The sequence below is a fragment of the Chitinophaga sp. 180180018-3 genome (genome assembly GCF_037893185.1).
Classification (GTDB): Bacteria; Bacteroidota; Bacteroidia; order Chitinophagales; family Chitinophagaceae; genus Chitinophaga.
Genome location: NZ_CP140772.1, coordinates 7,971,559 through 7,997,869, shown reverse-complemented (window position 1 = coordinate 7,997,869; position 26,311 = coordinate 7,971,559). Strand labels below are relative to the sequence as shown.

Below are 26,311 nucleotides of genomic sequence, written 5' to 3'. Positions count from 1 at the left end.
CTTTAGTGATTGAAGTGTGTTAATCTATTTTCTGTTTATAGTTGATGGTGCCATACCTGCCTTCAAAATAGTCACTATAGGCAAGGTCTATTTCCTCAGCCGTGTTCATTACAAAACTCCCTCTAGCGATGAATGGCTCGGTATATGGTGCACCGCCAAACACAATAATATCAACAGGTACATCAGATGGATTCTTTATCTCGACAACTGATTTTTGTGTATCGAAAAACAGCGTTTTTCGGGCGTCGTAGGATACATCATTTATGATTGCTGTACTTGCTGCCGGAAGAAATGCGGCATATTCCAAACTGTCCTGGGTATCCAGTAAAAATGTTTTACCAGGCTGCAGGTGAATATGATAAATGAACTGGTCCAGGAAAGCAGGGATAGGAGAGGTATGGCTTGCATATTCTCCCGCAACTACTTTCAGCCAGCCTGCATTATTTTCCAGCCCAATTTTGGGTATTTCATCTGCCTGTACCGGAAGGTAATCCGGCTGCTCTGCTTTATTTTTTGCGGGCAGATTCACCCAGAACTGGAAGGCCTGTGTCAACCGGTCGCTGGTATAAGGATCCGGGTTCATTGCTTCATCATGAATGATGCCCGTCCCGGCCTTCATCCACTGTGCCCCACCGGAATACACCCTGGCATGGTGACCATTACTATCGAAGTGATCGGCTTCCCCATTAAGCACGTAAGTTAAAGTGGCAATCCCCCGGTGCGGGTGTGCTCCGCTACCATTCACTACCTTAGGAGCTTCATCAGCGGCGTGCAGAACGGGCGGTGCATAATCCAGGAAAACAAATGGTCCTACTGCCCGAACAAGATGGTTAGGAAGCAGGCGATAGATTTTATATTCGCCCACATCGGCCCTCCGGCCTTCTACTAAATGAACTACTTTCTTTTTCATAATATTTTTTTTCTAAGTTTTTCTAATTGCGGGTACAAACGGGATGATATACAATGTTCACTTTTGGCAAACTCACTTTGTATTGTAATAACCACCGAAATATTTTATAGGAGACCATGCAGGAATTACATCCGGGAGCTTAGGAGCTAAGTTGTTATACTTCGCCGTACCAAACACTACTCTTCCATCCACTACTGTTAACACGGAAGAGATGTTTTTTATATCCTCTTCCGGTATCGTAAAATAGTCAGCATTGAGCAACGCAAAATCTGCCAGATTTCCCGGAGCTATTTTGCCTTTTTCACTTTCATGATGTTCGAACCAGGCAGCCCCCAGCGTGTATAGTTTCAGGGCTTCTTCCCGTGTTAAACGATTATCCCCCACCAGTACTTCTGAACCTGATACAGATTTACCGGAAACAGTCCAGCTAATGCCAATCCAGGGATTATAAGAAGACGCTCTGAATCCATCCGTAGTCATAGCCAAAGGAACACCACTATTCACCAGATGCCGCAATAGCGGTGTTTGCAATGCTTTTTCTTTGTTGTAGGTCTTAATAAAACCATCTCCATGTAACGCCATTTTATCATCCAGGGCAATGCCACCGCCCAGCTTTTTCACTCTTTCAATATTCCCGGGGCTGATAGTTTCGGCATGTTCTATACTCCAGCGCAAGCCATCAAAAGGTATTTGTTGATTTATATTTTCTAAAGCATCCAGGAAAGGGGTTATGTTTTCGTCGTAACTGATATGCATCCGGAAAGGAATCCTTCTCTTTACCAATTTGGCTACATCTTCCCCGATGTATCGGCGCATAGAATCCTTGTCAATAATAAATGCAGGTTTATCAAAATTTTCGTGATCGTGCAGCTCTACCCTTAACACTTCGCCGGTACCTTCATATTCATGCCCATGCACCATTGCAGGATGAATGTTTTCTCCCGGGCTAATAGGAGCAACGCTTGTTATAGCCCTGATCTCAGCATCAACCGGAGTACTGCCAACAACACCGAATTGCAGATCAATAAACGGAAAACGGATGTTTAAGCGATTATCCCGGATCAATGCCTGCAGAACTTCGTGTCCTACCGGATACCCCATAGAACTGCCACCATCAATAACAGAAGTAATTCCAAAACGATTCAGGTCATTAATAACATAAGTAAGTGAATTGACCTGCTCTTCAAACGAAGGAAATGGCACCATTCCTTCCATCGCAATGAATGTAAATGAATAGCCATGTACGACTCCTGTATAACGCCCCTGCTTGTCTTTTTCAAAAACAGTTCCTGGAAACATCGGAAACCGCGGGGTACCAACTCCCATAGCTTTCATAGCCAGATCGTTTAAGAAGGCTTGATTATAGGCATACTGTACGATAAAGGGTCTATTGGGTACAGCCTTTTTTAGCTCCTCCATGGTGGGAAATCTGTTTTCCTTAAACTGGTAGGGCGACCAGCCACCAATCACTTTTACCCATTGCCCTTCCGGTGTTCTTTTTGCCTGCTCACTCAGCATTTCTAATGCCTGTTTCAGTGTGGGCACCCCATCCCACCTTACATTATAATTATAGTTTCTTTCATTCAGTACATGAACGTGAACATCACTCAAACCCGGTATCAGGCGTTTGCCATCTGCATCTATCATTTTAGTGTTGCTGTCTTTCAGGCTGAGGATTTCGATATCATTACCTACCGCGTAAATTCTTCCTCTTTTAACTGCCAGTGCAGAAGCCTCTGGCTGCGCGGGGTTCTGGGTAGTGATCTTTGCGTTAAAGACAATCAGATCAGCACCGGCAAATGATTTAACAGATTGGGCGTTTAGAGCAACCATATGTAATGCCGCAATCAGGAATATAACTATTGCATTTGATTTCATAACATCTTTTTTAGTTAAGATTTTTGCTGGCGACATACAGTTTTGATATCGCGTTAAATTCTTTACAAAGATGCGATGATCGCAAGGGTGCAGACGATGACAAATAATACAAAAGCCCGTTGATAAATGTCAACGGGCTTTTTCTCTTTATGTATCTATCTCATTTTTTTAGCGACTGAGTTCGTACCCTACTGAGGGTTTCTTTAGTTATTCCAAGGTAAGATGCAATCATATGCTGTGGAAATCGCTGGAGGAATTCCGGGTAGGCTTTTGCCAGTTCGGCATAACGCTGTTCCGCAGACAGGCTGATGGCGGCATTGATCCGCTTCAGGTAAGCAAAAGAGTGCTTTTCATCCAGGCCGCGGGCCAATTCATTTAATGCCGGAACAGCATTGAACTCAGCAATGCCGGCGTGGGTAATGGTAAGCATATCGGTATCTTCCCATGCATCAATGTTATAATTGGAAGGGGTAAGCCTGGTAAAACTTTCACGGTCGCCAGCCCACCAGTTTTCAAGATAAAGGCGAACAATATGTTCCCCTCCTTTATCGTCGACGCTATATTGGCGCATAGCTCCCTTCACAATAAACCCCATGTACTTACACACATCCCCTTCCTGCAAAAAATACTGGCGCTTCCGTATCCTCCGGGGTTTAAAAATGTTTTTTACGATGTCTGTTTCGCTTTCCGTAAGCGGACTAGTTGTTTGAGCATTGATATATTGAATGAGCGCTTCGTACATAGTTGATATCAAAAGAGGATATTGAGCAGATCTTTTGCTAAATTTAAGCTAAGTCCCGGGAATTTATCCAATGAATTAAGAAAAATCCAGGGCTGCTGTTCACCCTTTCCCAAGCCCTGGTAACGATAACTGACTTCCAACATTCTTAAATCCCTCCCCTCTACATAAAAAACTCCTCTGAAACAACCTTCCCATCCTTCACATGATACACACAAAGCTCTGCCATCTTCATACGCTCCTTACCCTTCATTTTAATATCCATCGTGAGCACAAAGCAAAAAACATTACCTGCAATTAACGGCGCTGAAACAGTGACACCATAGCGGGATTCCACCATTGAATTAAACTTTTTGTCTTTCTCGTTTAAAGCATCCAGTCCCCTGGTTTCTTTCTCAAAATCGGGAGTCGCATAAGGCTCGATGCTAACTGCATCAGCAGCATACAATTCCTTATGTGCCAGGCTAAATTCCTCTTTGCGGCAATATTCAGCGAGGCGATTGGTAATTTGTTCTACTGTCATGGCTAAATAGGTTTTCTGGTTAAAAATAAAAATACAACTTTTCACAGGTTGGTCCAGCGTGCTATACCATTGCTTTTTTCTTGCAATGTAAGCTGGTAATCCTGTAAAGAGAGTAGCATTTAAAGCCCCAAAGGCTTATGTTCATTTATCTTCCGGCAGGTAAAATTGCTAATCCTTTTTTTACTTCTTTATTGGCTCCAAACTCCAATTGATAAAACCTCCCACAAGGGCAAACAAAAACCACGGCAACAAAAAAGAAAAAAGTGTCATTAGGTTTGTATTTTTCGAAATAGTCCGTTTTAAAATTATCTCTTTCCGAAATCCTGTGCGAATATTTTCTATTTAAAATAGTAAAAGAATGGAAAAACAGCGCTGCTACCCGTTATGCAACCTTTTATTTTTTTTGTGTCTTTATGGCATGAAATCACTTACCTATTTCTTTCTTGTTATCATGATCAGCCTTTCATGTGCTGGTCAAAATAGACAAATCCTTTTTTCACCCACGCAGCTAAAGGAAGATCTTAGTTATCTCAAATACCTGATCACAACCGTACATGCTAATCCCTATGGCGAATTGTCGCAGCGGCAGTACGATGCGCTTTTTAGCTCGGTGGAATCCTCCCTGATAGATGCTGCCAGCGCAACTGAATTTTTAAAACGGATCAAACCTATTATAGCACATTTATCAGATGAACACGCGCAAATAAACCTTAAACCGGATTTACTGAATACAACATACAGTAATGATGCCGTGTATCTTCCTTTTACACTGAAAAAAACGGGCAGGAGCTACAGCATTGACAAGTGCCTCGGAAATATAGACAGAAGCCTCAGCGGACTGGCTATCAATAGCATCAACGGGTTGCTGGTAGCCGATCTTGTTCAACAATGCGCATTGGCTACCACGGGCTTCCCTGCTCAACGAATGGAAACGGCATTAAGGCAGTTTGGTTACTTATATCCCTGGGCATGCCATGCGTTAACAACGGTATTTACAATCAGCACTGCTACAGGAAAGACAATCAGGCTACAGGGTGTAAACCTGAAAAACTGGGAAACATTTCTTGCCTCACAATCAGGCATTGCCGATTGTGAGGAGCGGCTATCTTATAGCCCCCAGGGTAAAATTGGCTATATCAATGCCTGTTCATTTGATGTTAAGTCCAAAGGAAAGTATAGCATGGATTCCATTAAAGTGAAAATAGACAGCATATTTAAACAAATCAGCACAGATAAAGTAACGCAACTTGTTATCGACGTCAGTCGCAATGAGGGCGGAAGTACCGCTGTGGGCGATTATCTGATCAGTTGTATTCATCATCTGCCGTATTCGGGCTACCAGACGAACTGGAAGCGAAGCGACGAATATTTAAAGCTGCTAAAATCCTGGGGATTTGATAATGCTGCATATGCTGCTGAGTCACCAGGCAAGGTATTACACTTCCCATCTGAGCAGGTTGTTCCCGAAGAGGTACCCTATCCGTTCAAAGGAAAAACGTTTATCGTTATAGGCGCTGCCACTTTCTCAAGTGCCATGAACTTCGCTACTTTAATCAAAGACAATCATATAGCGACGCTGATTGGTCAGACGCCCATTCACGGGCACCCCACCAGCATTGGCGAAATGTTTTATACCAACCTGCCACATACGCAGATCTTCGTTCGCTTCGGAGTTAAAGAACATATCAGACCAGCTGGTAAAATAACAGACAATAATCTACGGCCGGATATCACCTTAACAGATAGCCAAATGAGTAATGCTAATACCCTGATTCAACAGATAAAAGGAGTTAAATAAAAGTATTTATCTGATAGATAATCACCGCTTCTACGCTGCAGAATGTGAGTTGGCTTTTGTAAGAGCACTCCAATTGGAGCGCTCTTTTCTATTAAAACCCTGTCGTATTCAACCACTAAAATTGTCGCATTTACACTGCAATTGGACGATTTTTTTTGATGAGATTTGTATCGTAACAAAAACAATCTCGAAAATCTCCAAAAAATCTTTTAAAAAAACTTTGAGAAACCAATTAGTTGCATGTATATTTGCAACCGAACGGTTTCTCAACCAAAACTAACAACTATGAAGAATAAAATCCTTTTCGTTTTATGCCTCCTGACTGGTCTGATGTTTATTAATGCAGGCCTGGATAAGTTCTTTCACTATATGCCAATGCCCAAGGATATGCCTGAAAAAATGGTAAAAGCAGGGATGGCATTTGCTGAAATAGGCTGGCTCCTGCCATTGGTAGGTACTATAGAAATTCTTGGCGGCTTGCTATTGATCTTTAAAAGAACCAGGGCACTTGGCGCCATCGTTATTTTACCTGTATTAACAGGCATTCTGCTTACCAATATCAACATGGCACCATCAGGTTTGCCTATTGTATTTGTATTGATTGCCATCATTGCCTGGGTAATGGTAGATAATAAAGAAAAGTACCTGCCCCTGATTGGGAAATAGTGCAGCTGATCACATAGGAGTGGGCTCATTCCTATTGGAAAGAATAAAAAGATACTTTAGTGAGACGAGATATTTTTCAAGCCATTGCTGATCCAACGCGAAGGGCCATCTTAACTTTAATCGCATTGCAGGCAATGACACCCAATGCTATTGCCGAGCATTTCGACACAACCCGACAGGCAATTTCCAAACATCTGAGAATTTTAACTGAATGTGAACTGGTGACACAAAGCCACCAGGGCCGGGAAATATACTATCAACTTGAAATTGATAAAATGAAAGAGATAGATAAATGGCTGGAGCAATTCAGAAAAATCTGGGAAACCCGCTTTCAGCAACTCGATCATCTTTTATCAACAATTAAAAAGAAGAAATAATGAAACCTAATTTGCAGTTCGATTTCATCGCTGACAAACAACAAAATACCCTGACGATCAGGCGTGAATTTTTAGCAGACCGCCAGTTGGTTTGGGATTGCTACACCAAAAGTGAATTACTGAACCAGTGGTTTGCACCTGCTCCGCTTACTACTAAAACAAAGTCGATGGACTTCCGGGAAGGCGGTCACTGGCACTATGCAATGGTAGAGCCCAACGGTACCGCATATTGGGGATATACAGCGTATCTGATAATTAAACCAATTGATTATTTTACCTCCACAGATGCTTTTAGTAATGAAGCAGGCGAAATCAATAAAGACCTGCCTTCTGCAAAATGGCGCGTAATTTTTACAGACAAGAACGAAAACACTTTGGTAGAAACCATTGTCACTTACGATTCGCTTTCAGATCTGGAAAAAGTAATTCAGATGGGCATGGAACAAGGGATGACTGCAACTCTGGAGAAACTTGATAAGCTGTTATTGAATATGAAGAAAGTATCATAGGCTACACTCGGAAAAGGGTTATCTTCAATATAAAAATCAGCTATGACCACCACCTTGAAATCCCATTTATGGCAACAATTCGGAGCGGCTATCGATATGCTGGAAAATGCAATAGCAGTCTATCCGGATGAAGAATGGAACAACGCACCGAATTTTTGTCGTCTCAGCCATCATACTGTTTTTTATTTGGACTATTACCTGTCCGACACACCAGATCAGGCAGACTATTTTCCGCCTCCGCCTTTTACAAAATCAGAATTCGAAAGAAAAGCAACTTTCATCCATTATAAAAAAGAAGACCTCCTAATGTTTGTGGGGGTTGGCCGGGAAAAGCTCCGTGCGCAACTGTCGAAAAACACTGACGAAGAACTGTTGACAAAGCGGTTTACCAGCAAACGTAAAGATTTCACACTCTTTGAAATGTTAATGTATAACATGCGGCATGTACAACATCATGCAGCACAGCTCAACTTATTATTACGGCAGGCCGGAATAACACCGCCGGGGTGGGTGTCTGTTACAAAGCGGATTTAAGCTGTATTTCCTTAACTGACATAATACAATATGTCTCCTGAGGTAAAGCTACAATAAAATGCAGTATCCCGTTTCCGGATATTTATACTGTACAGAGATGTTATACTACTGAAAATCCAGCTCCATAGCAGATCAATGCCGATTGACGCTGCTTCCAGCAACTCCAGAAATGCGCGAACATGCTCCAATATGAATTGCCATCATTTCGCCCGGCGAATATTTCAGATCATTCATAGTTATTCATTTACTGCTGCAAATATCCACATCTTTTTCTGAGGCAGATCAATTACGCCAGTTCCTCCTTTTTTATTACTTTGAAGTATGAACATACCCCTGGATATAGAAAATACATTGCGCGAACTGGTGCAAAGCAACCGGAAGATAGAAGCGATAAAATTGCTTCGCGATGCTACCGGCTGCCAGCTCAAAGAGGCTAAGGATTATGTAGATAACCTCGATGCACCACATGATCAGTTTGTTGCTGCCCAACCGGCAGATCGCGATAAACACCTGCTTATGCTTCTCTCACAGGGGAAAAAGATAGAAGCTGTTAAATATTATAAAGATCAAACCAGCGCAGGATTAGCCGACAGCAAAAACTATGTGGATCATCTGCAGGAATATGGAACACCTCCTCCGGTTAGCCCACGGATCCCGGCAGGCGGCACCGCTATAGACAAGATACTGCGCGACCAGTATGCTACTCAGAAAAAAGCTACCGGTTCACTTCCTGTGACGGTGATCATCATCATTGTCTTAATTAGCATATTCGTCTATTTTCTTTTCCTTCGCTGATAATATGAAATTATTTCCGTTACTGGCTTTATTAGTCATCGCCTGCAATGAAAACAAAACCGCCGCTGTTACCGCGGAAAATGCAGCCCGGCGTACTCCGCCTGCAGATACCATTGTGGCGTCAATCCGGCTTAAATCCAATTGCATTTACTGCGACCTGGACGGCGACGGCCTTAAAGACACTGTTCAAATCGTGCAACACGTACGTTCCCGCAAAAGTGGATTACGTATCACCTTCGGAAAAAACGGTAAAATTGATTACCTGGGATTGGGTAAGGATATACTGAACCAGGGGTTTGATGATATCGACTGGGCGGGCATTTTCAAGATAGCCCCCAGGGGAACTGTTTACTGGAATAATGTAAACGAAGACGGTGAAATACTTGCCGCATCGCAAATAAAGGACAAGAATAAGATCACCTTAAAAAATGACGGGATCTTTTTGCACGCCGACGAAAGTTGTGGCGGCGGAGTGATCTATTACGATAATGGTGCTTATAAATGGATACAGCAGGAATAAAGAGCGCTATCTGGTTCGCGAATAACAATGCTCGCCTTCCGGTTCCAGCTCTTTTTTCAACGCTTCATCAATCACAAACTGTTGTCCCTCCAACAATTTGGCAGATCTTATATTGGCAACAGCAGATAGGGCGATAATCTTTTCTAATTTCATTTCTTCAAAGCCAAATCTGATTACTTCGGGCATTACTTCCTGGATAATTTTATTGCCCCAGCATTCGGATCGCAATTCATACCCGATTTCCGCCCTGTTGAGTGCCGGAACGATATTCCATAAACAAATGATACCCAGCAGCTGATCATTTTCTTTGGGAGAGATAACCCAATACAGCGAGTCCATATTTGCAAAACCTGCCAGCACCTTCTCTATATGCTGCCTGGCCTGTTCAATGGTGGTAGTGCCAGGCCTTTCGAGGAATTCGTTCACACGTGGGTCTGAACGCATCGCTGCAATGGCAGCGTCATCTTCCAGCCTGGCAGATCTCAGGTGAAAACGTGGCGTGAATAACGCAGGCTGTGATTCAAATTTAAAGGCCGGCATCTTGTTAAGATTATATTGTTCATACAGATCAGGAAAAGCATAGGGCAATACCTACCCTTTGTAAACAAGAAAGGGGAAAACAAAACAGGTTCGGCAAAATACCTTTAACCTGTTAAGCGGCCGGCATGGCCCATAGATGCCTCATATCCAACTGGTAACTGGCAAAAAATTCCGGACAGGCTAAGACATCACCTTATCTTGTCCGGAAATTTAGTACCTATTGCGGCCAGGGATTATGATAAGTAGAATTGTTCAACTTCAGCTCCCGGGACGATAATGTCAGCTGTATTTTCATGGGTTGCTCATTCAACGCGTCAAATGTTTCGGTGTATTCAACGCAATAAGCATCGGTAAATTTCAGCTCCTTCAACCTCGACATAGAGTCGCGTCTGAAGAAAGTAATGCTGCCATTTTTTGTCTGAGTATTGGAGATCATCCAGTCAAACAGGGCGGTTTCGCCGGCAGATTCAATAAGCAGACTAATGGTACCACCTTTTGGGCGGGCAGCAGGTTTTCCATTGTGATCTGTGTTTTGGGAAAATGAAAACCTACACTCCAGGACATTCATTTCCTCCCCATCAATGTTAAGAACGGCTTTAAAAGACATAACTTTATTTGGTTAACAAGCCCGCTGCAAGGCGCAACAGGCAGGCAAAAAATATGGTATACGGCATGAAAATACACATTTCTCCTTACATGCCGAAAATTGGGCTGTTATTTTTATGCATACAATGCAAATGCTTATCCGATAACGATTCCGGCAAACTACTGATATAATATTTTATATCTATATAAGATCAAAAGCCTGGGCAAAACTGGTCAGGTCGTAACCCGACTGTGCCCCGATCTTCGCCTTGATATTACGGCGGTGAGTCACTGCTGTTTTTTCTGAGATACCTGTTTTGACGGCTATTTCCGCCGCACTGAATCCCAATGCAAGCATGCGGAGTATTTCCCGTTCCCGCGTAGTCAGGGAGGCGAAAATATGCTGATTTCTACGCAAAAAATTATTCTCTTCCAGCAACCGGTTTACCTTGCTCGTTACATGATGCAACGGATCTACAGGTGTAGCACAGGTGATAACATGCGTAGGCACCCCTTTGGCGTCCCGCATGAACACCCGCGTTGAACCCAGATGCCAGGCCCAGTCGCCCGTTGCAGCCATCTTTACCTGCTGAAAAAAGGTTACCGACATGTTCAGCTCCTCGGGAGCCCCCAACATGGCGGTTACTTTAGGTACATAGTCGGCAACATCGTGCGGATTGAAAAAAGTATCATAATACCGGGGCCCCATCTCCCGGATCTCGTCCAGGCTCATGCCCAGCTCCCGGCATCCTCTGGCTGACATATACTCCACGAAATTCTTCTCGATATCCATCACGATCACCACAACCGGCAGCTCCTTGTCTATCGCCTTCAATGCTTGCAGCTTCTCGTTCAGGCCGGATTTTTCACTACTAAATGCTATGTGCTCAATCATGTAGCTTGTAAATCTTGTATAGGAATATGCTGATGTTTGGTTGACTATTATGCTCTCATTCCGGGCAAATGTAGGTAAAAATAAGAAAGGGTCCCATTCTCGAAGAAGAGACCCTTTTTTGGGGATAGAAATGCATTGATTTGATTAAATCAACTGGATGACTTTATAAGTAATAAGTTAATTTTTAGCGTATTCAACACAAAGATATGTTAAAGTTTCAGGCAATCAAATACCTAGTTATGAGTATTTTTTTCCCGAAAACGATTGCAAGGGCTATTTTTTTTGAAATCCTTCACCATAGCGGATTTCATAGTTCATTCATTTTCAATGATATTGGTAAATTTAGCTGACCTTTCTCTTATCCAGTACCTGATCAGAGGCATCACGCTGCCTTCCCACGGATGTGGCTGTACGCAGCCGCTCACCGCCAGACCCATTATCCCATCAGCCGGCTATCGGAAAGCGCTATAAACCATTGCCTCTGAAGGCCAACAACTGCCGTAAACACGTCTTCTCTGGCTACTGGAAAGCGCTGGAAACCACTTAGGCTTACCGCAATCCCAACAATCGCCGAAAAGCTGCCGGGTGCTCCGGGGAAGCCTTTCAATAACCAGCCGGCCCGCACCAGCTATCCTGCAGCATCGTTAGGCCGGATTTTTTATACAGCTATTTGAAATCATGTTGCTGTATGAATAGTGTATACGTCTCCGTTAGTACCGGATAAATTTGTCCGTCTAAGTATTTTTCGCCTACAGCAACGCTGTAATTATCTCCGGATTGTAACTATCCATAGCTAAAATTCCATACAACCAGGAATAAGCCGGGCCTTTTGCTAGGAAGGGTATGTCGTGATATGCTCATTTCACCCGGTCACAATTCTTATGACTTCTTCCTAACAACTATACCGGTCAATCTCTCTTTTATATAAATGCCTTATATTCGTATATACGTTACAGTTAAAAAGTATATAGCAAAATTGATCATAGCACATCTTCAGTAGCTCTTCTCACTTCAAACTGCTAAAGCCACATTAAGCAACCATTCATTCTTCTTATAAAAATTCATTTAAATGTCATAAATACACTTGTTTTTTTTACAGCAGGAAGTGTAACATTGTTTTATCTGCCAGCCTCATTCCATAAGCCATTTGCCTGATTTTCCGCACCTTCTTTATCACCTGAAAATGACTGATAATCCATACCACAAAGTAATCAGGAAGGAAGTAAAAGATTGTATTTTAAATCTGAAGCCATTACTTTTATAATGTTCTTTTATCTGCTAATATTGAATTCCTATCCGGATCCATGTATGTTATAAATTACATTCATCTATGAACAGTAAAATTTTACGGGAGATCACCCCGCTTACACAGAGTGATTGTTTTACCCTGTTTACCCGCGAAAAGAGAACATTTGATTTTCCCTTGCATTATCACGACGAATTCGAACTGAATTTTATTCAGCATGCCAAAGGAGCAAAGCGCATCATTGGCGATCATATCGAAGAAATAGGCGAGCTGGAACTGGTGCTGGTAGGTCCAAACCTGCAGCACGGCTGGTTTACACACAAACATAATGGTGAGCTCATCAGAGAAATTACTATTCAGTTTCATCGCGACCTGTTTGATGAAAAATTTCTGCAGCGCAATCAATTGAACTACATCAGAAATATGTTTGAAAAATCGCTGCGTGGCATTCTGTTTTCAGCAGAAACCACACAACAGATTATGCCACGCCTGGTCAGGCTTCCACAACAGCGAGGGTTTGATTCAGTGCTGGAACTGATGTCGATCCTTCACGGCCTGTCTACCAGTGGGGATATACGCCTCCTGTCTGATACCACATCCGGGCATACAACCACTTTCTCTTACAGCAGCCGTCGTGTAGAAAAGATTATGGCTTATCTCAATGCCAATTTCGACAAAAACATTACCCTCGGTGAAGCCGCCAGGCTCGCATCTATGACAGACGTGGCATTCAGCCGGTTCTTTAAGGCACGGATCGGGAAAACGTTCGTAGATACACTCATAGAAATCAGATTGGGGCATGCCTCACGATGGCTGATAGAAACTTCACAAAGTATTAATGAGATCGCTTATAAGTGTGGGTTTAACAATATTTCCAACTTCAACCGCATTTTCAAAAAGAAAAAAAATTGTACCCCAAAAGAATTCCGGCAGGCTTATACATCGGCAGGAACACGGGCTTTTATATAATCTTCTTATTAACTTTAAGTTTTATTTGTCTGTCGGATGATCTAAAGCTTACCATAAATTTGTACCTTTGCGCCTTCATGCAAACTTCTACTTTACTAACGCCGACTTGCTACGTAAATGATGCTGCTTTCGACAAGCTGTATCCAGAGAGAGTACAACAGTTATCGCGCCGCCACTGGACGCCATTAAGCATCGCCAGAACGGCCGCACGCTTCCTGGCCTCCGGATCAGGGAAAAGAATACTTGATATTGGTAGTGGGGTGGGAAAATTTTGCCTGATCGGCGCCCGTTTTTTCCCGGATGCTGTTTTTTATGGCATCGAACAACGGCAGGAACTACATCAGTACGCAGAAGAGGTAAAAAGTATCACACAAAGCCATAATGTGAATTTTATCCAGGGCAATTTCACCCAACAGGATCTCTCTGCCTATGATGGTTTCTACTTCTATAATTCTTTCTTTGAAAATCTGGCAGACCAGGATCTGATAGATGACAAAGTGGAATATTCAGCAAGTTTATACAACTATTATAGCCGCTGTTTGTTTAAGCAACTGGAAAAAAAGGCAAGTGGTACAAGGCTGGTTACATTTCACAGTCTTGGTGATGAAGTACCGCCCAGTTATCAGCTGGTGGATGCTTCTGCCGACTTAATGTTAAAAATGTGGATCAGAAGATAGGATCAAAAAATAATACAATGACTACAGACGCACAAGCATTACAGATCATTGCAAAACTCAGCAACGCTACAGATTACGAACAGGCAGATCAGATTCTGCAGGAAATAAAACAACAACAACCCGGTGCTTATAAAAGCATTTTTACCTCACTCGGAAAAAAAATAGAAGACCTCTCACCACTGGAATGTAACAGCCTGCAATGGAGCATGTACCGGTATACGCTCATGAATATCCGGAAATGTAGCTCCATGGAAACTGCCAGCTAATCAGGCACTGATAGCCATCTTTTTACCGATAGTTCTCAGCAGCGCCTGCGGAGCAAAACGTTCCTGCAGATAAAGATCGGTAAAATCATAGCTGATTTCCAAAGAAGGTGTTACCAGATATACGGCAGGTACCGGAACATCTGCATTAACACCGGAAACACGGTCCCATATAGGATCAGACTCCCGGTAGATTCCTGCTTTGCGGGCAATACGATGCTGCGCATCGTACACCACATCAAATGGTAACGGACCCGGATTAACTGTGGCAAACAGCTTCTTATCTTCGCTGGATACCACCAACAGTTGCGCACCTGCAGCTGTGATAGCTTCTACACTACTTTTCAGCGCAGCTATCAGCTGTTCCGCATAATTATTCCAATGCCAGGAATAAAATACCACCACCAGCGGCTGAAGGGTTAAACTATGCAACGACGCACCCTGCCTGCTATCGCTAAGCAAAGGCCCTGCATTAATAATACGGGATTCTTCTACATAGAATTCGGGAAAGAAATCACCTGCTCTCAGTGGATTAATCTTTTCCCTGTTTCTGCTGGGGCTGGGGAAACGCTCCGGGGTCGGCTGCAATAAATAATCTGCGTATCTGTAAAGTGATGACATACTATAACTTTTTTAATGGCTGATAAAATGGCCGCTGTTAGTTTTAGTGTTAATGACAAAACAAAGATAGGGAGATTATTCCAATTACCCTACTATTTCTATAGACTATTAGGTTATTAATTTCATAATAAATTTATTATCAATTAGTTATATGGAAATATTTTTAACAGGCAGATGATAATTGGGCAAGAAATCATGCTCATCACTGAATCCGGAACGATGTTTTCCGGATTTTCATGGCTTGTTCTTAATGCTGCTTCAATTTGCATTGCATTTCGTCACCGCTCAACTGCAGATGGTCAAAAGTTTGAAGGCTATGCCTTTGTTGTCTTTTACGTTTGCAGAAAAGAGATCATGGACAACAGTTCTTCCCGCAAGTACTACCTGGATTGGCTCCGGTTGTTTGCATTGACCGGAATTTTTGGCTATACAGCTGCTATGCCCTTCACCAATCAGCCCTGGCTGATCAGCAATCATACAGATAGCCTGTTACTCAACAAAGTTGTGCCGTTACTTCAATTATGGGCGCCGGCGCTATTCTTCTTTTCTGCCGGTGCAGTTGCCTCCCTGGTCAACCACAAACGCAGCCGGCAGGGGGTCGTGCTGTTGTGGCTGAGGCGCCTTTTCATTCCGTTCATCGTTGGGTTGCTAATCATAGTGCCCCCTCAGGTTTATCTGGAAAGACTTTGCCAGGGCTATGATGGTAGTTTCTGGCAATTCTACGGATCTGTGTTCCATTTTAAGTTGTATCCGGAGGAAAATACCAGTTGGCAACACCTATGGTTGCTGGCCTACATGGCACTGTACGAAATAATACTATTCCGGGTGGCTCATCTTCTGTCTCATCCAGGCTTTCGATGGCTCTCTCTGGGAGGAAATATCTATTGCCTGCTATTCATTCCGCTGGTTTGGGGAACGCTCACCAGCTGCGGGTTCCAGGACCCAGGTCTTATCATCTGGTGGTTGTTGCTGGCAACGGCTGGCTTCCTCTGCACCCGGCAGCCCGAGCTCACAGAACAGCTCCGGTTGTATCGCCGCAGTTCACTGTTGCTGGCGTTGTGTACTATTATGATTCTACGATGGCTTCCTCAAACCTTACTGGCCACCCTTTCCAGACCGCTGAGCACCTGGCTCATCGTATTCACCATAACCGGTTATGCAAAGCAATACCTGCATCAACACAGATTACTTAGCTACACCAATCAATTCCTGCCAGCTTTCTATATTCTGCAACAAACCCTCGTAGTTGGAATGACATGGTACCTGCTACCACTGAACAGCACTCCTTTATTAAAATACCTCTTTATAATACTTACCACTTACCTCACAACGATTATATTGTTCAATATAGTGATCAGCGGAAGCACGTTTCTCCGTTGCTGCTTTGGTGTAAAACCCCGGCAACCAGTCGTTGCTACCGGTAAAGTCGTAAAAGTTGCCCTGCCGGATTCCTGCTTTTTTTATTAATTTGAACCAAATGCAACGTTTCTGGAGTAAATATATCTTTCCTGTAGCATATGCGCTGGTGATCTATCTTTCATTGAGGCTCATCACCGCAGTAATGACGGGTTTCAGATTCTGGGAGCGCCCCTGGCAGGATACCGCCGGCGAGCTAGTGTTACTGGTGATGGGATATGTATATATCTATATGCTGGATTCCCTCCTCCGGTATTATCAACGCCAGCCTGAGCCCCGCTCTGCCATTAAGGAATACCTGGTGGTAACAGTCTGTATCATCCTGATATCCGATGGTTTCATCCTGCCGGTTCAACATCTGCGTTTCCTGAGCAAGGGAGGGGAAGACTGGTACGATGTGGTGAACCTGACAATTATTCCCACGCTATTCTACCTGCTTTATTACACGATTAAAAGAGCAGCTGCATCTCAGAAAAAAAGCTACGAGCAACAGCTGCTACTGGAAAAAATCAGCAACGACCAGCTGCAAACAGAACTCCGCTTCCTGAAAGCACAATTCCATCCACACTTTCTGTTCAATGCCCTGAACACCGTCTATTTCCAGATGGATGAAAGCGTGCGGGAAGCCAAACATACGGTGGAAAAACTCTCCGAGTTATTGCGGTATCAACTCTATGATCATCGGCAAACTGTTAATATCAACAGCGAGCTGAAACACCTGCAATCGTATATCGACCTGCAGCGTAGCAGGATGAATGATCACCTGCAGTTACAAGTATCGTTTGATGAACAGTTGAGTAGCCAAAACGTATACCCGTTATTGTTACTTCCTCTTGTAGAAAATGCATTCAAGTATACGGGAGGCAATTACTGGATTACTATCGCCGCGGGCTGGCACAGCGGATGGCTGACATTCCATGTAAGCAATGCCATTCCCGACACTATTCCCCCCGCCAAACAGGGAGGTATCGGCCTCGAAAACCTGCGCCGTCGCCTGGCATTGCTATATCCAAACAGGCACGAACTGACACTGCAAAAAGGAAACGATTATTTTTCAGCAGACCTAAAAATTGCTTTATGAAGATCAGGTGCGTGATTACTGATGATGAACCGGTAGCCCGGAAAGGCCTGATCGGTTACGTTGAAAAAATTGACTTTCTGGAGTTGACAGGCGTTTGCGCCGATGCACTGTCGCTTAATACCCTGCTGCAACAGCAGCCGGTGGATCTGATCTTTCTCGACATTGAAATGCCTTATATCAACGGGATGGAGCTACTGCAAAGCCTTCCCAATCCTCCGAAAGTAATATTCACTACTGCCTACGAACAGTACGCGGTAAAGGGATTTGAACTCGATGCCGTTGATTACATCCTCAAACCTATTTCTTTCGACCGTTTCCTGAAGGCCGCCAACAGGGCGTTGGAGGCCTTCAAAGAGAGCTCCCCGGAAGCAGATCGCTTTATTTTTATCAAAACCGGAGAAAAATTATTGCGAATAGAATGGGATGATATAATTTACGTGGAAGCTATGCAGAATTATGTACACATACATACCCATGCAGGCAAACATATTACCCATGCAACCCTGAAGTCGGTGATGGAGAATCTTAACGGCCCCGAATTTATACAAACCCATAAATCGTTTGTTATTAACTGCCGCAGGATTACCAGCATAGAGGGCAATGTGATCGAGATGAACAGCGCCATGATACCCGTTTCCAGGAGCCTTAAAGACAGTGTAATGGAAAAGATCCTGGGGAACAGATTACTCAAGAAATAAACAACAGTATATGCTGTTAAAGCCCAGATTATCTATCAAACAGATCTTCTCTTTCACCTGGAAAGTAGACCTGATGTTAATGGCATGTTGTACGCTCGTGTATCTGGCCGATCACTACTGGCTCGCCGCACATGTATCTATCCCCATCGCTGTTTCCACCGTGCTGGGTACCGCCATCGCATTTTTTATCGGCTTCAATAACAACCAGGCATACGGCAGGTGGTGGGAAGCCCGCCAGATCTGGGGAGCACTGGTAAATGATTCCCGGTCCTGGTCCCGAACCCTGCTGCTGTATACCAGCACCAATGCCAGCGATAGCACCCGGACGCTGGTCCGCCACATGATATACCGGCACCTCGCTTTTGTTTGCGCGCTCAAAACGGCACTCCGTAAACGCCCGGACGACTATTATACCCGTTATCTGACCAAAGAAGAAATTGAGGCTGTACAAAAACAATCCAACATACCAAACGCGATCCTCAACCTCCAGGCACGTGATCTTCAGCAGCTGCGCGAATCAGGCGAAGTAGACGGATTCCGGTTCCTGGAGCTGGATCAGATGCTCGTCAGGCATTGCGACAGCATGGGCAAATCGGAACGTATACGGAATACCGTTTTCCCACCCAGCTACGTCTACTTCACACAAATGTTCATCTGGTTCTATGTCATTCTCAATACCCTGATGATGACAGAATCAATAGGCGCCTGGGCTATCCCCTTCGGCTGGATGTTTGGCTTCGTTTTCCATGTCACCCACCTGAACGGCATTACGCTCATGAATCCCTTCGATTTTCAGCCCCTGGCGATCCCTCTCGACAGCATTTCCCGCACCATAGAAATCAACACCATTGAGCTCCTCGGCGATGAACCCGTACCAGCGCCGGTACAACCCAGAATGGATGGGTTATATATCATGTAAGCTTCTAGCTTTAAATTCGTAATTTTACCAGATGACGTATGACCAATTATGTAATCTATACGCCCAGTCAGTAACACTCAAGATATTAAGGGCTCGTAGTGCGCCAATGATGCTGTCTTTTTTTCATTACACATTCAAGGAAAAAAACCATACCACCATTTCTAATGTGGAACTTGTAACCCGCTTAGCCGACTATCTCGACATCACCGGCTACAGGTCTGCAGACGATGAAATAGATGCCTCCAGCCTGCTGGATAACAACGACGAAAAAGCCAGGAAATATATTGACCAGTGGAGCAATAAAGGCTTCCTCCGGAAATATCCCGACGACGACGGTGTGGATATCCATGAGCTGAGCAGCGACATGGAAAAGGTAATGCATTGGGTATCTACCCTTCAAAAACGGGAATTCGTTGGTACTGAAAGTCGCTTTAAAGACATCTTTGCCAAACTAAAGGAGCTGATAGACCAAAGCAATAAAGACCCCAGGCAACGAATACAGGAACTGGAAAGGAAAAAATTTGAGATTGAACAGGAGATCAAGGCTATCTCAATTACCGGTAAAGTACAGGTATTTGACGACACCCAGATAAAGGAACGTTTCTACGATGTAAACCGTATGTCGAGGGAACTCCTGAGCGATTTCAAAGAAGTAGAACAAAACTTCGAACGGATCACACAGGAAATATACCGGAAACAAAGTGAAAGGGATATCGCCAAAGGCGCCCTGCTGGCTTATACACTGGATTCTTTCGAAGCCCTGCGCCAGAAAGATCAGGGCAAAAGTTTCTACTCCTTCTGGCAATTTCTCATGGATGAACAGAAGCAGGAAGAAATGCGGGAGCTGATAGAAAAGCTATACATGCTGCTGGAAGACAGGAACATCGAATATAAAAACGACCGCTTCCTGAAAAAGCTGAAACAATACCTGCACGCTTCCGGCAAAAAAGTGATCGATGCCAACAAAAAATTAAGTGATAAACTTAGCCGCGTACTCAGCGAAAATAATCTCACCGACCGGAGAATAGCCGTGGAACTGATCAACGAAATCCGGCAACTGGCGTTTCAATCACTCGAGAATCCTCCCGGTGAAGAATTTTTTATTGAGTTGGAAAGCGATCCTGAAATAGACCTGTTCGATCGCTGGGAAATGGCGGAAGAAAAGAAAATCAACCCCGATGTGGAATTCCCTGAAGGGGTAGGTGGTACCGACTTCAGTGCAGAAGATATCAACGCACTCTTCAACCATTTTAATATCGACCGTGCTTTGCTGGAAGACCGAATTTCTACCCAATTGCAACATAAGAAACAGATTAGCCTGAAAGAGCTGATCGATATCTATGGCGCCGAAAAAGGGCTTACTGAACTGGTAACCTATTTCTCAATTGCCAGCCAATCTGCTCACCATATTATCCTCGAAACCCCTGATCCCGTGTCTCTGGGTAACCGCGTCATCAATATGCCGATGGTGCTGTTTACTAATTCACAAAACTAAAACTATGGCCGAGAAAAATATTTCACCTTTCGCACACGTGTTCCTGAAACTCATGCAGGGGCCCGTATATGAAGAGGATAAAACTTACTGGAAAGATCTGCTGGGATGGCAGACGGAATTAAATAAATACCTGCAGCAAACCGGTCTGCAGCTGGTGATCAGCGAAGCCGACGGGTTTGCCCGTATCGTACAGCCGGAAGCCGACGACAGCGCTAATGAAAAACCGCTGCCACGCCTCATGCGCAAAACAAGGCTTACTTATGAAGCCACCCTGCTATGCATCGTACTCCGTGAAGCACTCGATGAATTCGACGTACAGGGTAATGGTACCAGGCTTTTCCTTACTCAGAAGGAAATCAAAGAACGACTTGCACTCTTCTTCAAAGAAAGACACAACAGGTCTAAACTGCTGAAAGATCTTAACAAACCGATTAATACCCTGCTGAATGTAGGCGTACTGAAAGTTACCCGCGAAGACGCTGCCAACAAGGAAATGCAACAGTTCGAGGTAAAAAGGATCATCAAAGCACTGGTGAATAACGAAAAACTGGAAGAAATCAAATCAAAATTAAAACTGCATGTCCACCCTGTTCAATAGCGATTCAAAGGAAAGTGGATTCCGGTTGCAATATTTTGAAATATACAACTGGGGAACATTTCACAATAAAATATACCGTGTTAATACCAATGGAAATACTTCCCTGCTCACAGGCGCCAACGGTAGCGGCAAAACAACACTCATCGATGCCCTCCTGACCCTGCTCGTACCTTCAGGGAAAAGATTCTATAACCAATCGTCCGGTACGGAGCAACGCCGCGACAGAGGCGAGGAATCCTACTTCTGGGGATACTACGGTAAAACATTTTCCGAAGAATCCCAGCAATCTAAAACCGATCAGCTCCGGCATAAGGAAAACAATCCTTACTCTGTACTGCTGGCTTACTTCTACAACGCTGCCACAATGCACCAGATCACACTGGCGCAGGTAAGGTGGCACGCCGGAGAAATGAAACGGCAATACATTGTATCTCCACATAAACTTAATATCAACGATCATTTCGGTAATGGTAAATTTGATATCAAAGGCGATTGGAAAAAAAGACTGAAACTGGAATTCCCCAAAACGGAAATTACCGACAGCTTCAAGGAATATGCAGCCCTTTTCAGCAATATATTTGGCCTGAGGAGTGAAAAGGCTTTATCACTGTTTAACCAGACTGTGGGCATAAAAGTATTGGGCGACCTCAATACCTTTATCCGCGGCCAGATGCTGGAAGAAACAGACAGTGAGAATGAATTTCTGAAACTCAAGGAAAACTACGACAGCCTGCTTACCAGCCACCGGGCTATTCAAAAAGATGAAACCCAGCTGAAAATGCTGGAGCCCATCATCGAAAACCGCGCCTCCTGGATCACTGTACAAACAAAAAACCGGGAACTGCAGGCACTGCAGGATATACTGCCCGCCTGGTTTAACAAGCAGGAAAAAGATATCCTGGAAAAAGAATTGCAGGTACTGCAACAGGAACAGGAAACCATTGCCAGTACGCTGACTTCAGCCAACGAACAGCTCCGCACGCTGCAGTTAAGAAAAGATGAACTGATTGCCCAGAAAGCTAACAACAGCGTTGATGAGCAGCTCCGCTCCATTGAAAAAACAATTCACTACGAACAGAAATCGCTGGAAGCGAAACGTAGCAAAATGGAGGAGTATAATAAACTCGCTGAACGCCTGCAGTTACAGGCCTCTCCGGATGAACAGCAGTTTCATGAAAATATTACCCTGGCTGAAAAACAACTGGGTAGTCTCGACAAACAAATAGAATCGCTGCAGGAAGAAATATTCCATCATAAAAGCAGTCTTTCCGCCGAACGGTCGCAGGCCACCCGGCTGGAGGAAGAAATCGATTCCTTCCTTCATCGGAAAAACAATATTCCTTTTGAACTGATCCGCATCAGACAACAGCTCGCTGATATGCTGGACGTATCGGAAGAGGATCTCCCTTTTGCCGGCGAACTGATAAAAATAAAAGATAAGGAAAGTCACTGGGAGAACGCTATTGAAAAGGTGCTGCACAACTTCGCACTGCGACTGTTGGTACCGGAAGATTATATCAAAGATATTAACCGTTATATTAACGAGAATAATCTGCAAACCAGGCTCGTTTATCATAAGATCGAGGAACAGTCGTACACGATGCTACGCATGCCTTCTGAGAAAGACAGCCTCCTGCAGAAAATAGATATCAAGCCCGGAACAGCGTTCAAGGAATGGCTGCAACAGCAACTGCTCGATCAATTCGATTACACCTGTACCGACGATATGAAGGTGTTCAACAAATCGAAAAAAGCAGTTACCTCCAACGGTTTGACCCGTCAGGCAACCCGCCACGAAAAAGATGACCGCCCTAACCGTTCTCAGAAAAACAATTATGTACTGGGATGGAATAATAAAAACAAACTGCGGTTGCTCAAAGAAGAACAGGACGAGTGCAATGCCAACATCGATATGTTGCAGCATAGCATCAGCCAGTTGGAAACATCCCGTAAGGCTATATCCGGTAATCATGCTTTTCTGAGCGCATTCCTCTCATTACGCAACTTCGGCGAGATCAGCTGGCAATCCCATGTGGCAGTAATTGAAACCTTCTCGCGGGAAAAAGCACAGCTGCTGCAAACATCCGACAAATACCAGGTGATATGCGACCAGCTGGATGAAGCCGCCGGTTTGATCAGCGCCCGGGAGCAGGAAAAAGAAAAGATCCTGCAGGAAAAAGGCCGACTCGATGATAAAGTGAACGAGAAACAACGCTACTTCAAACAGCTCCGCGTAAATAAACTCGATGATGCAGCACAACAGCGTGCCATGGAATACCTGTCAGATCTGGCGATCACCGAAACAGCTGAAACAGCCTTGCAACTCGCTGCCCATCGCAAGAAGGCAGATGAAAGCCTGAAAGCCTCACTGAATGAAGCGATACGCCAATCCACCGAAAAGGAATCCGAGATCACCCGGCAACTGGCCGCATTTGTAATGCCGCCCAAATCCATTCACGATACCTATCCCAACTGGCTCGGCGACGTGACCGATCTGCAGCCGCATGTAAAATATCTCGACGAATTTACGGCGCTGTATGAACGCATCAAATTCCAACGCCTCATTGAACATAAGGAGCGCTTCCGGAAATATATGGATACCAGTATGCTCAATGCCATTACCAACTACCGGGCATGGATATACGGTCAGGAAGATCTCATCCGCGAAGTGATGGAAGACCTGAACGAACCTTTGCGCAATATCACCTTTAATAAAAATCCGGATACTTATCTGCAGCTGGAATGCCGCCATGTGCGCGATGTGGAGATTCGCAACTTCAAAGAAAAACTAAGCAGCGCGGTGCCGGATTCCTACAAATATCACATGGAAAAGGATGAGGCATATGGTGATCAGTTGTTTGAAAATATCAAGGTGCTGATAGATGAATTACAACAGAATGAAGCATGGCGGCGTAAAGTAACCGATGTCCGCAACTGGCTCGATTTCGGCGCTAAAGAGTTTTACATCTCCGACAACAAAGCGTTCAAATATTACGAAGATACAGCCAGCCTGTCGGGCGGTGAAAAAGCACAATTCACTTACACCATCCTCGGAGCTGCCATTGCTTACCAGTTTGGTATCAACGAAAGCAACCGCCAGCACCGCAGCCTGCGTTTCATTACCGTCGATGAAGCATTCAGTAAACTGGATCCTGAAAAGAGCCATTACCTGATGGAGTATTGCGGCCAGTTAAATCTGCAGCTGCTGGTAGTAACACCATTGGATAAACTGAATATCGCAGAGCCATATATACATGCCTGTCATTTTGTGGCGAATAAAAATAAACGCGATTCCGTTGTTTATAATTTCACAATGGAAGAATACCGCGACAGGAAAAAAGAATTTGAATCAATGGCTGTGATGTCATAAAAACGTATTCCCGACGGAAGCAAAGCTACCCGTCGGGAATCACAGCCAGCTCTGCAATGATATTATCCGCCGCCCAAACGTCTCAACATTAAAATATAAACGTCCTGCTATAAGCAGGACGTTATATTAAGTAAACCATTACACTAAAATTATTGTTTCAAGGTAATAAAACAAGTTGATAATTCCGTTATTTACTTGTTCAGTGGTCACAAATATTATGTTTATATTAATACATGATAAACATCAGTTTCGCGCATCTGATCACCTGCTACCTTTGCATCAATAATTCAGTGTTATGCCGTCTGTAGAAATTCTTGCCAGGATACAATTCGCTTTCACTATTGCCTTTCATTATATCTATCCCCCGTTGAGCATAGGCCTGGGCTTATGTCTGGTAATCATGGAAGGACTGTATCTCAGAACCGGGCTTTCCTTATATAAAGACATTACCCGGTACTGGATCAAGATCTTCGCTCTTATCTTCGGTATAGGCGTGGCTACCGGCATTGTCATGGAGTTCGAATTCGGCACCAACTGGGCTACTTATTCTCACTATGTAGGCGATATCTTTGGCAGTGCCCTGGCCGCCGAAGGCATCTTTGCATTTGCCATGGAATCCGCATTCCTGGGTGTATTATTGTTTGGATGGAACCGGGTAAATAAAGGCGTGCACTTCTTTTCTACCTGCATGGTGGCGCTTGGCTCCATGTTTTCAGCATTGTGGATTGTAATCGCCAATTCATGGCAGCAAACACCCGCCGGATACCGTATTGAAGGCCATGATCTGCAGGCACGCGCAGTGGTAACTGATTTCTGGGAAATGGTACTGAATCCTTCATCCATTGATCGCTACGCTCATGTGGTGATCGGTGCATTTCTCGCAGGCGCTTTCCTGGTGATGAGTGTAGGCGCCTGGTATGTACTGAAAAACCGTTTTGTCAAACATGCCCAGGCCATGTTCAAAGTGGGACTCAGCGTGGCTGTAATTGCCGCGCTGCTGCAACTTTTCACCGGACACCGTTCTGCCCATTACGTCAGTAAATATCAACCCGCTAAACTCGCCGCTATGGAAGGCCATTTCGATAGCACTGCTGTGGCGCCTATGTATATTGTAGGGTGGGTAGATGTGAAAAACGAAAAAACTACCGGTATCAAAATACCAGGCGGACTTTCCTTTCTTACGCATGGCAGCTTTTCAGCTCCTGTGGAGGGATTGAGGGCCACACCTGCGGCCGACAGGCCCCGGGCTGTTAATTTTGTTTTCCAGATGTATCATATTATGATCAGCATCGGTGTAACCCTTATTGGGCTTACACTACTGGCGCTTTTCCTGCTATGGAAAAAGAAGCTCTTCCAGCAACGATGGCTGATGGTCATCTTTGCCTGGGCGGTACTACTTCCGCAGATAGCCAACCAGGTAGGCTGGTATGCAGCGGAAGTTGGTCGCCAGCCCTGGGTGGTCTATAAATTACTGCGTACTTCCGACGCGCTCTCCCGCAAAGTAACAGCTGACCAGGTGATGTTCTCCCTGATATTATTCACATTGGTATATCTGCTGCTGTTCGCCCTGTTCATTTACCTGCTGACGAGGAAAATACAACACGGACCGGATGTTTCGGAGAATGCAGACACAGAATATGACGGATACTATAACGATAATCTCACTTTCCATCCTACTAAAATATAGCA

Annotated in this window: 26 protein-coding genes; 18 read left to right on the top strand and 8 right to left on the bottom strand. The window is 44.3% G+C overall.

Going from position 1 to position 26,311, the window contains the following annotated elements; all coding sequences use genetic code 11:
• Positions 1 to 19: 19 nt before the first annotated feature.
• The 4 genes from UNH61_RS31725 to UNH61_RS31710 form a co-directional block, all read right to left on the bottom strand.
• Positions 20 to 910, bottom strand: coding sequence for a pirin family protein (locus tag UNH61_RS31725; RefSeq protein WP_326996049.1), 891 nt, complete (start codon positions 908 to 910; stop codon positions 20 to 22).
• Positions 911 to 982: 72 nt separating this feature from the next.
• Complete coding sequence (locus UNH61_RS31720) at positions 983 to 2,788, bottom strand: amidohydrolase (RefSeq protein ID WP_326996048.1); 1,806 nt, start codon at positions 2,786 to 2,788, stop codon at positions 983 to 985.
• A 160-nt stretch (positions 2,789 to 2,948) separates the two neighbouring features.
• Positions 2,949 to 3,542 (bottom strand): Crp/Fnr family transcriptional regulator, encoded by a 594-nt coding sequence (locus UNH61_RS31715; protein ID WP_326996047.1) that lies wholly within the window; start codon positions 3,540 to 3,542, stop codon positions 2,949 to 2,951.
• A 148-nt stretch (positions 3,543 to 3,690) separates the two neighbouring features.
• Positions 3,691 to 4,050, bottom strand: a complete 360-nt coding sequence (locus UNH61_RS31710) for a SnoaL-like domain-containing protein (protein WP_326996046.1) — start codon at positions 4,048 to 4,050, stop codon at positions 3,691 to 3,693.
• Positions 4,051 to 4,468: 418 nt separating this feature from the next.
• Between UNH61_RS31710 and UNH61_RS31705 the strand changes: the two genes are divergently transcribed.
• The 7 genes from UNH61_RS31705 (at position 4,469) to UNH61_RS31675 (ending at position 9,249) form a co-directional block, all read left to right on the top strand.
• Positions 4,469 to 5,848, top strand: coding sequence for a S41 family peptidase (locus UNH61_RS31705; RefSeq protein ID WP_326996045.1), 1,380 nt, complete (start codon positions 4,469 to 4,471; stop codon positions 5,846 to 5,848).
• Between the two features lie 285 nt (positions 5,849 to 6,133).
• Positions 6,134 to 6,514, top strand: a complete 381-nt coding sequence (locus UNH61_RS31700; RefSeq protein ID WP_326996044.1) for a DoxX family membrane protein — start codon at positions 6,134 to 6,136, stop codon at positions 6,512 to 6,514.
• A gap of 59 nt (positions 6,515 to 6,573) precedes the next feature.
• Entirely contained in the window at positions 6,574 to 6,891 is a 318-nt protein-coding gene (locus UNH61_RS31695) for a metalloregulator ArsR/SmtB family transcription factor (RefSeq protein WP_326996043.1), read from the top strand.
• Positions 6,891 to 7,400 carry an SRPBCC domain-containing protein gene (locus UNH61_RS31690; RefSeq protein ID WP_326996042.1) on the top strand — a complete coding sequence of 170 codons (510 nt, stop codon included), beginning with the start codon at positions 6,891 to 6,893 and terminating at the stop codon, positions 7,398 to 7,400. Before UNH61_RS31695 ends, UNH61_RS31690 begins: the two co-directional genes overlap by 1 nt.
• A 42-nt stretch (positions 7,401 to 7,442) precedes the next feature.
• A complete protein-coding gene (locus UNH61_RS31685) occupies positions 7,443 to 7,934 on the top strand; it encodes a DinB family protein (RefSeq protein WP_326996041.1) in 492 nt (163 codons plus the stop codon).
• A gap of 321 nt (positions 7,935 to 8,255) precedes the next feature.
• Positions 8,256 to 8,729 (top strand): ribosomal protein L7/L12, encoded by a 474-nt coding sequence (locus UNH61_RS31680; RefSeq protein WP_326996040.1) that lies wholly within the window; start codon positions 8,256 to 8,258, stop codon positions 8,727 to 8,729.
• Positions 8,730 to 8,733: 4 nt separating this feature from the next.
• Positions 8,734 to 9,249 carry a hypothetical protein gene (locus UNH61_RS31675; protein ID WP_326996039.1) on the top strand — a complete coding sequence of 172 codons (516 nt, stop codon included), beginning with the start codon at positions 8,734 to 8,736 and terminating at the stop codon, positions 9,247 to 9,249.
• A gap of 6 nt (positions 9,250 to 9,255) precedes the next feature.
• Here the strand turns inward: UNH61_RS31675 and UNH61_RS31670 are convergent, their stop codons facing one another.
• From UNH61_RS31670 to UNH61_RS31660, 3 genes are all read right to left on the bottom strand, one after another.
• A complete protein-coding gene (locus UNH61_RS31670) occupies positions 9,256 to 9,789 on the bottom strand; it encodes a GNAT family N-acetyltransferase (RefSeq protein WP_326996038.1) in 534 nt (177 codons plus the stop codon).
• A 217-nt stretch (positions 9,790 to 10,006) separates the two neighbouring features.
• Positions 10,007 to 10,396, bottom strand: coding sequence for a type VI secretion system tube protein TssD (gene tssD, locus UNH61_RS31665; protein ID WP_326996037.1), 390 nt, complete (start codon positions 10,394 to 10,396; stop codon positions 10,007 to 10,009).
• A 180-nt stretch (positions 10,397 to 10,576) separates the two neighbouring features.
• Positions 10,577 to 11,269: a helix-turn-helix transcriptional regulator gene (locus UNH61_RS31660; RefSeq protein WP_326996036.1), complete on the bottom strand. Its 693-nt coding sequence runs from the start codon at positions 11,267 to 11,269 to the stop codon at positions 10,577 to 10,579.
• Positions 11,270 to 12,599: 1,330 nt separating this feature from the next.
• Here UNH61_RS31660 and UNH61_RS31655 point away from each other — a divergent pair.
• From UNH61_RS31655 to UNH61_RS31645, 3 genes are all read left to right on the top strand, one after another.
• Positions 12,600 to 13,484 (top strand): AraC family transcriptional regulator, encoded by an 885-nt coding sequence (locus tag UNH61_RS31655; RefSeq protein ID WP_326996035.1) that lies wholly within the window; start codon positions 12,600 to 12,602, stop codon positions 13,482 to 13,484.
• A gap of 77 nt (positions 13,485 to 13,561) precedes the next feature.
• Positions 13,562 to 14,161, top strand: a complete 600-nt coding sequence (locus tag UNH61_RS31650; protein WP_326996034.1) for a methyltransferase domain-containing protein — start codon at positions 13,562 to 13,564, stop codon at positions 14,159 to 14,161.
• A 17-nt stretch (positions 14,162 to 14,178) separates the two neighbouring features.
• The gene (locus UNH61_RS31645; protein ID WP_326996033.1) at positions 14,179 to 14,427 is read left to right on the top strand and encodes a hypothetical protein; all 249 of its coding nucleotides are present in this window, start codon (positions 14,179 to 14,181) and stop codon (positions 14,425 to 14,427) included.
• Here the strand turns inward: UNH61_RS31645 and UNH61_RS31640 are convergent, their stop codons facing one another.
• A complete protein-coding gene (locus UNH61_RS31640) occupies positions 14,428 to 15,045 on the bottom strand; it encodes a redoxin domain-containing protein (protein ID WP_326996032.1) in 618 nt (205 codons plus the stop codon).
• A gap of 354 nt (positions 15,046 to 15,399) precedes the next feature.
• Between UNH61_RS31640 and UNH61_RS31635 the strand changes: the two genes are divergently transcribed.
• From UNH61_RS31635 to UNH61_RS31600, 8 genes are all read left to right on the top strand, one after another.
• Positions 15,400 to 16,512 carry an acyltransferase family protein gene (locus UNH61_RS31635; protein ID WP_326996031.1) on the top strand — a complete coding sequence of 371 codons (1,113 nt, stop codon included), beginning with the start codon at positions 15,400 to 15,402 and terminating at the stop codon, positions 16,510 to 16,512.
• A gap of 10 nt (positions 16,513 to 16,522) precedes the next feature.
• Positions 16,523 to 17,542 (top strand): sensor histidine kinase, encoded by a 1,020-nt coding sequence (locus UNH61_RS31630; RefSeq protein WP_326996030.1) that lies wholly within the window; start codon positions 16,523 to 16,525, stop codon positions 17,540 to 17,542.
• Positions 17,539 to 18,240, top strand: a complete 702-nt coding sequence (locus UNH61_RS31625; protein WP_326996029.1) for a LytTR family DNA-binding domain-containing protein — start codon at positions 17,539 to 17,541, stop codon at positions 18,238 to 18,240. Before UNH61_RS31630 ends, UNH61_RS31625 begins: the two co-directional genes overlap by 4 nt.
• Before the next feature lie 10 nt (positions 18,241 to 18,250).
• Positions 18,251 to 19,159 carry a bestrophin family ion channel gene (locus UNH61_RS31620; protein ID WP_326996028.1) on the top strand — a complete coding sequence of 303 codons (909 nt, stop codon included), beginning with the start codon at positions 18,251 to 18,253 and terminating at the stop codon, positions 19,157 to 19,159.
• Positions 19,160 to 19,190: 31 nt separating this feature from the next.
• Positions 19,191 to 20,654, top strand: a complete 1,464-nt coding sequence (locus UNH61_RS31615) for a DUF3375 domain-containing protein (RefSeq protein ID WP_326996027.1) — start codon at positions 19,191 to 19,193, stop codon at positions 20,652 to 20,654.
• 4 nt (positions 20,655 to 20,658) lie between these two features.
• Complete coding sequence (locus UNH61_RS31610) at positions 20,659 to 21,252, top strand: DUF4194 domain-containing protein (RefSeq protein ID WP_326996026.1); 594 nt, start codon at positions 20,659 to 20,661, stop codon at positions 21,250 to 21,252.
• Positions 21,233 to 24,622, top strand: a complete 3,390-nt coding sequence (locus UNH61_RS31605; protein WP_326996025.1) for an SbcC/MukB-like Walker B domain-containing protein — start codon at positions 21,233 to 21,235, stop codon at positions 24,620 to 24,622. Before UNH61_RS31610 ends, UNH61_RS31605 begins: the two co-directional genes overlap by 20 nt.
• Before the next feature lie 295 nt (positions 24,623 to 24,917).
• Positions 24,918 to 26,309 (top strand): cytochrome ubiquinol oxidase subunit I, encoded by a 1,392-nt coding sequence (locus UNH61_RS31600; RefSeq protein WP_326996024.1) that lies wholly within the window; start codon positions 24,918 to 24,920, stop codon positions 26,307 to 26,309.
• Positions 26,310 to 26,311: the final 2 nt, after the last annotated feature.

Excerpts from the sequence above, each read along its gene's own strand:
- UNH61_RS31725 (WP_326996049.1), bottom strand. The coding sequence starts at position 910 with ATGAAAAAGAAAGTAGTTCATTTAGTAGAAGGCCGGAGGGCCGATGTG.
- UNH61_RS31720 (WP_326996048.1), bottom strand. The coding sequence starts at position 2,788 with ATGAAATCAAATGCAATAGTTATATTCCTGATTGCGGCATTACATATG.
- UNH61_RS31710 (WP_326996046.1), bottom strand. The coding sequence starts at position 4,050 with ATGACAGTAGAACAAATTACCAATCGCCTCGCTGAATATTGCCGCAAA.
- UNH61_RS31705 (WP_326996045.1), top strand. The coding sequence starts at position 4,469 with ATGAAATCACTTACCTATTTCTTTCTTGTTATCATGATCAGCCTTTCA.
- UNH61_RS31700 (WP_326996044.1), top strand. The coding sequence starts at position 6,134 with ATGAAGAATAAAATCCTTTTCGTTTTATGCCTCCTGACTGGTCTGATG.
- UNH61_RS31690 (WP_326996042.1), top strand. The coding sequence starts at position 6,891 with ATGAAACCTAATTTGCAGTTCGATTTCATCGCTGACAAACAACAAAAT.
- UNH61_RS31685 (WP_326996041.1), top strand. The coding sequence starts at position 7,443 with ATGACCACCACCTTGAAATCCCATTTATGGCAACAATTCGGAGCGGCT.
- UNH61_RS31680 (WP_326996040.1), top strand. The coding sequence starts at position 8,256 with ATGAACATACCCCTGGATATAGAAAATACATTGCGCGAACTGGTGCAA.
- UNH61_RS31675 (WP_326996039.1), top strand. The coding sequence starts at position 8,734 with ATGAAATTATTTCCGTTACTGGCTTTATTAGTCATCGCCTGCAATGAA.
- UNH61_RS31670 (WP_326996038.1), bottom strand. The coding sequence starts at position 9,789 with ATGCCGGCCTTTAAATTTGAATCACAGCCTGCGTTATTCACGCCACGT.
- tssD (WP_326996037.1), bottom strand. The coding sequence starts at position 10,396 with ATGTCTTTTAAAGCCGTTCTTAACATTGATGGGGAGGAAATGAATGTC.
- UNH61_RS31660 (WP_326996036.1), bottom strand. The coding sequence starts at position 11,269 with ATGATTGAGCACATAGCATTTAGTAGTGAAAAATCCGGCCTGAACGAG.
- UNH61_RS31655 (WP_326996035.1), top strand. The coding sequence starts at position 12,600 with ATGAACAGTAAAATTTTACGGGAGATCACCCCGCTTACACAGAGTGAT.
- UNH61_RS31650 (WP_326996034.1), top strand. The coding sequence starts at position 13,562 with ATGCAAACTTCTACTTTACTAACGCCGACTTGCTACGTAAATGATGCT.
- UNH61_RS31645 (WP_326996033.1), top strand. The coding sequence starts at position 14,179 with ATGACTACAGACGCACAAGCATTACAGATCATTGCAAAACTCAGCAAC.
- UNH61_RS31640 (WP_326996032.1), bottom strand. The coding sequence starts at position 15,045 with ATGTCATCACTTTACAGATACGCAGATTATTTATTGCAGCCGACCCCG.
- UNH61_RS31635 (WP_326996031.1), top strand. The coding sequence starts at position 15,400 with ATGGACAACAGTTCTTCCCGCAAGTACTACCTGGATTGGCTCCGGTTG.
- UNH61_RS31630 (WP_326996030.1), top strand. The coding sequence starts at position 16,523 with ATGCAACGTTTCTGGAGTAAATATATCTTTCCTGTAGCATATGCGCTG.
- UNH61_RS31625 (WP_326996029.1), top strand. The coding sequence starts at position 17,539 with ATGAAGATCAGGTGCGTGATTACTGATGATGAACCGGTAGCCCGGAAA.
- UNH61_RS31620 (WP_326996028.1), top strand. The coding sequence starts at position 18,251 with ATGCTGTTAAAGCCCAGATTATCTATCAAACAGATCTTCTCTTTCACC.
- UNH61_RS31615 (WP_326996027.1), top strand. The coding sequence starts at position 19,191 with ATGACGTATGACCAATTATGTAATCTATACGCCCAGTCAGTAACACTC.
- UNH61_RS31610 (WP_326996026.1), top strand. The coding sequence starts at position 20,659 with ATGGCCGAGAAAAATATTTCACCTTTCGCACACGTGTTCCTGAAACTC.
- UNH61_RS31605 (WP_326996025.1), top strand. The coding sequence starts at position 21,233 with ATGTCCACCCTGTTCAATAGCGATTCAAAGGAAAGTGGATTCCGGTTG.
- UNH61_RS31600 (WP_326996024.1), top strand. The coding sequence starts at position 24,918 with ATGCCGTCTGTAGAAATTCTTGCCAGGATACAATTCGCTTTCACTATT.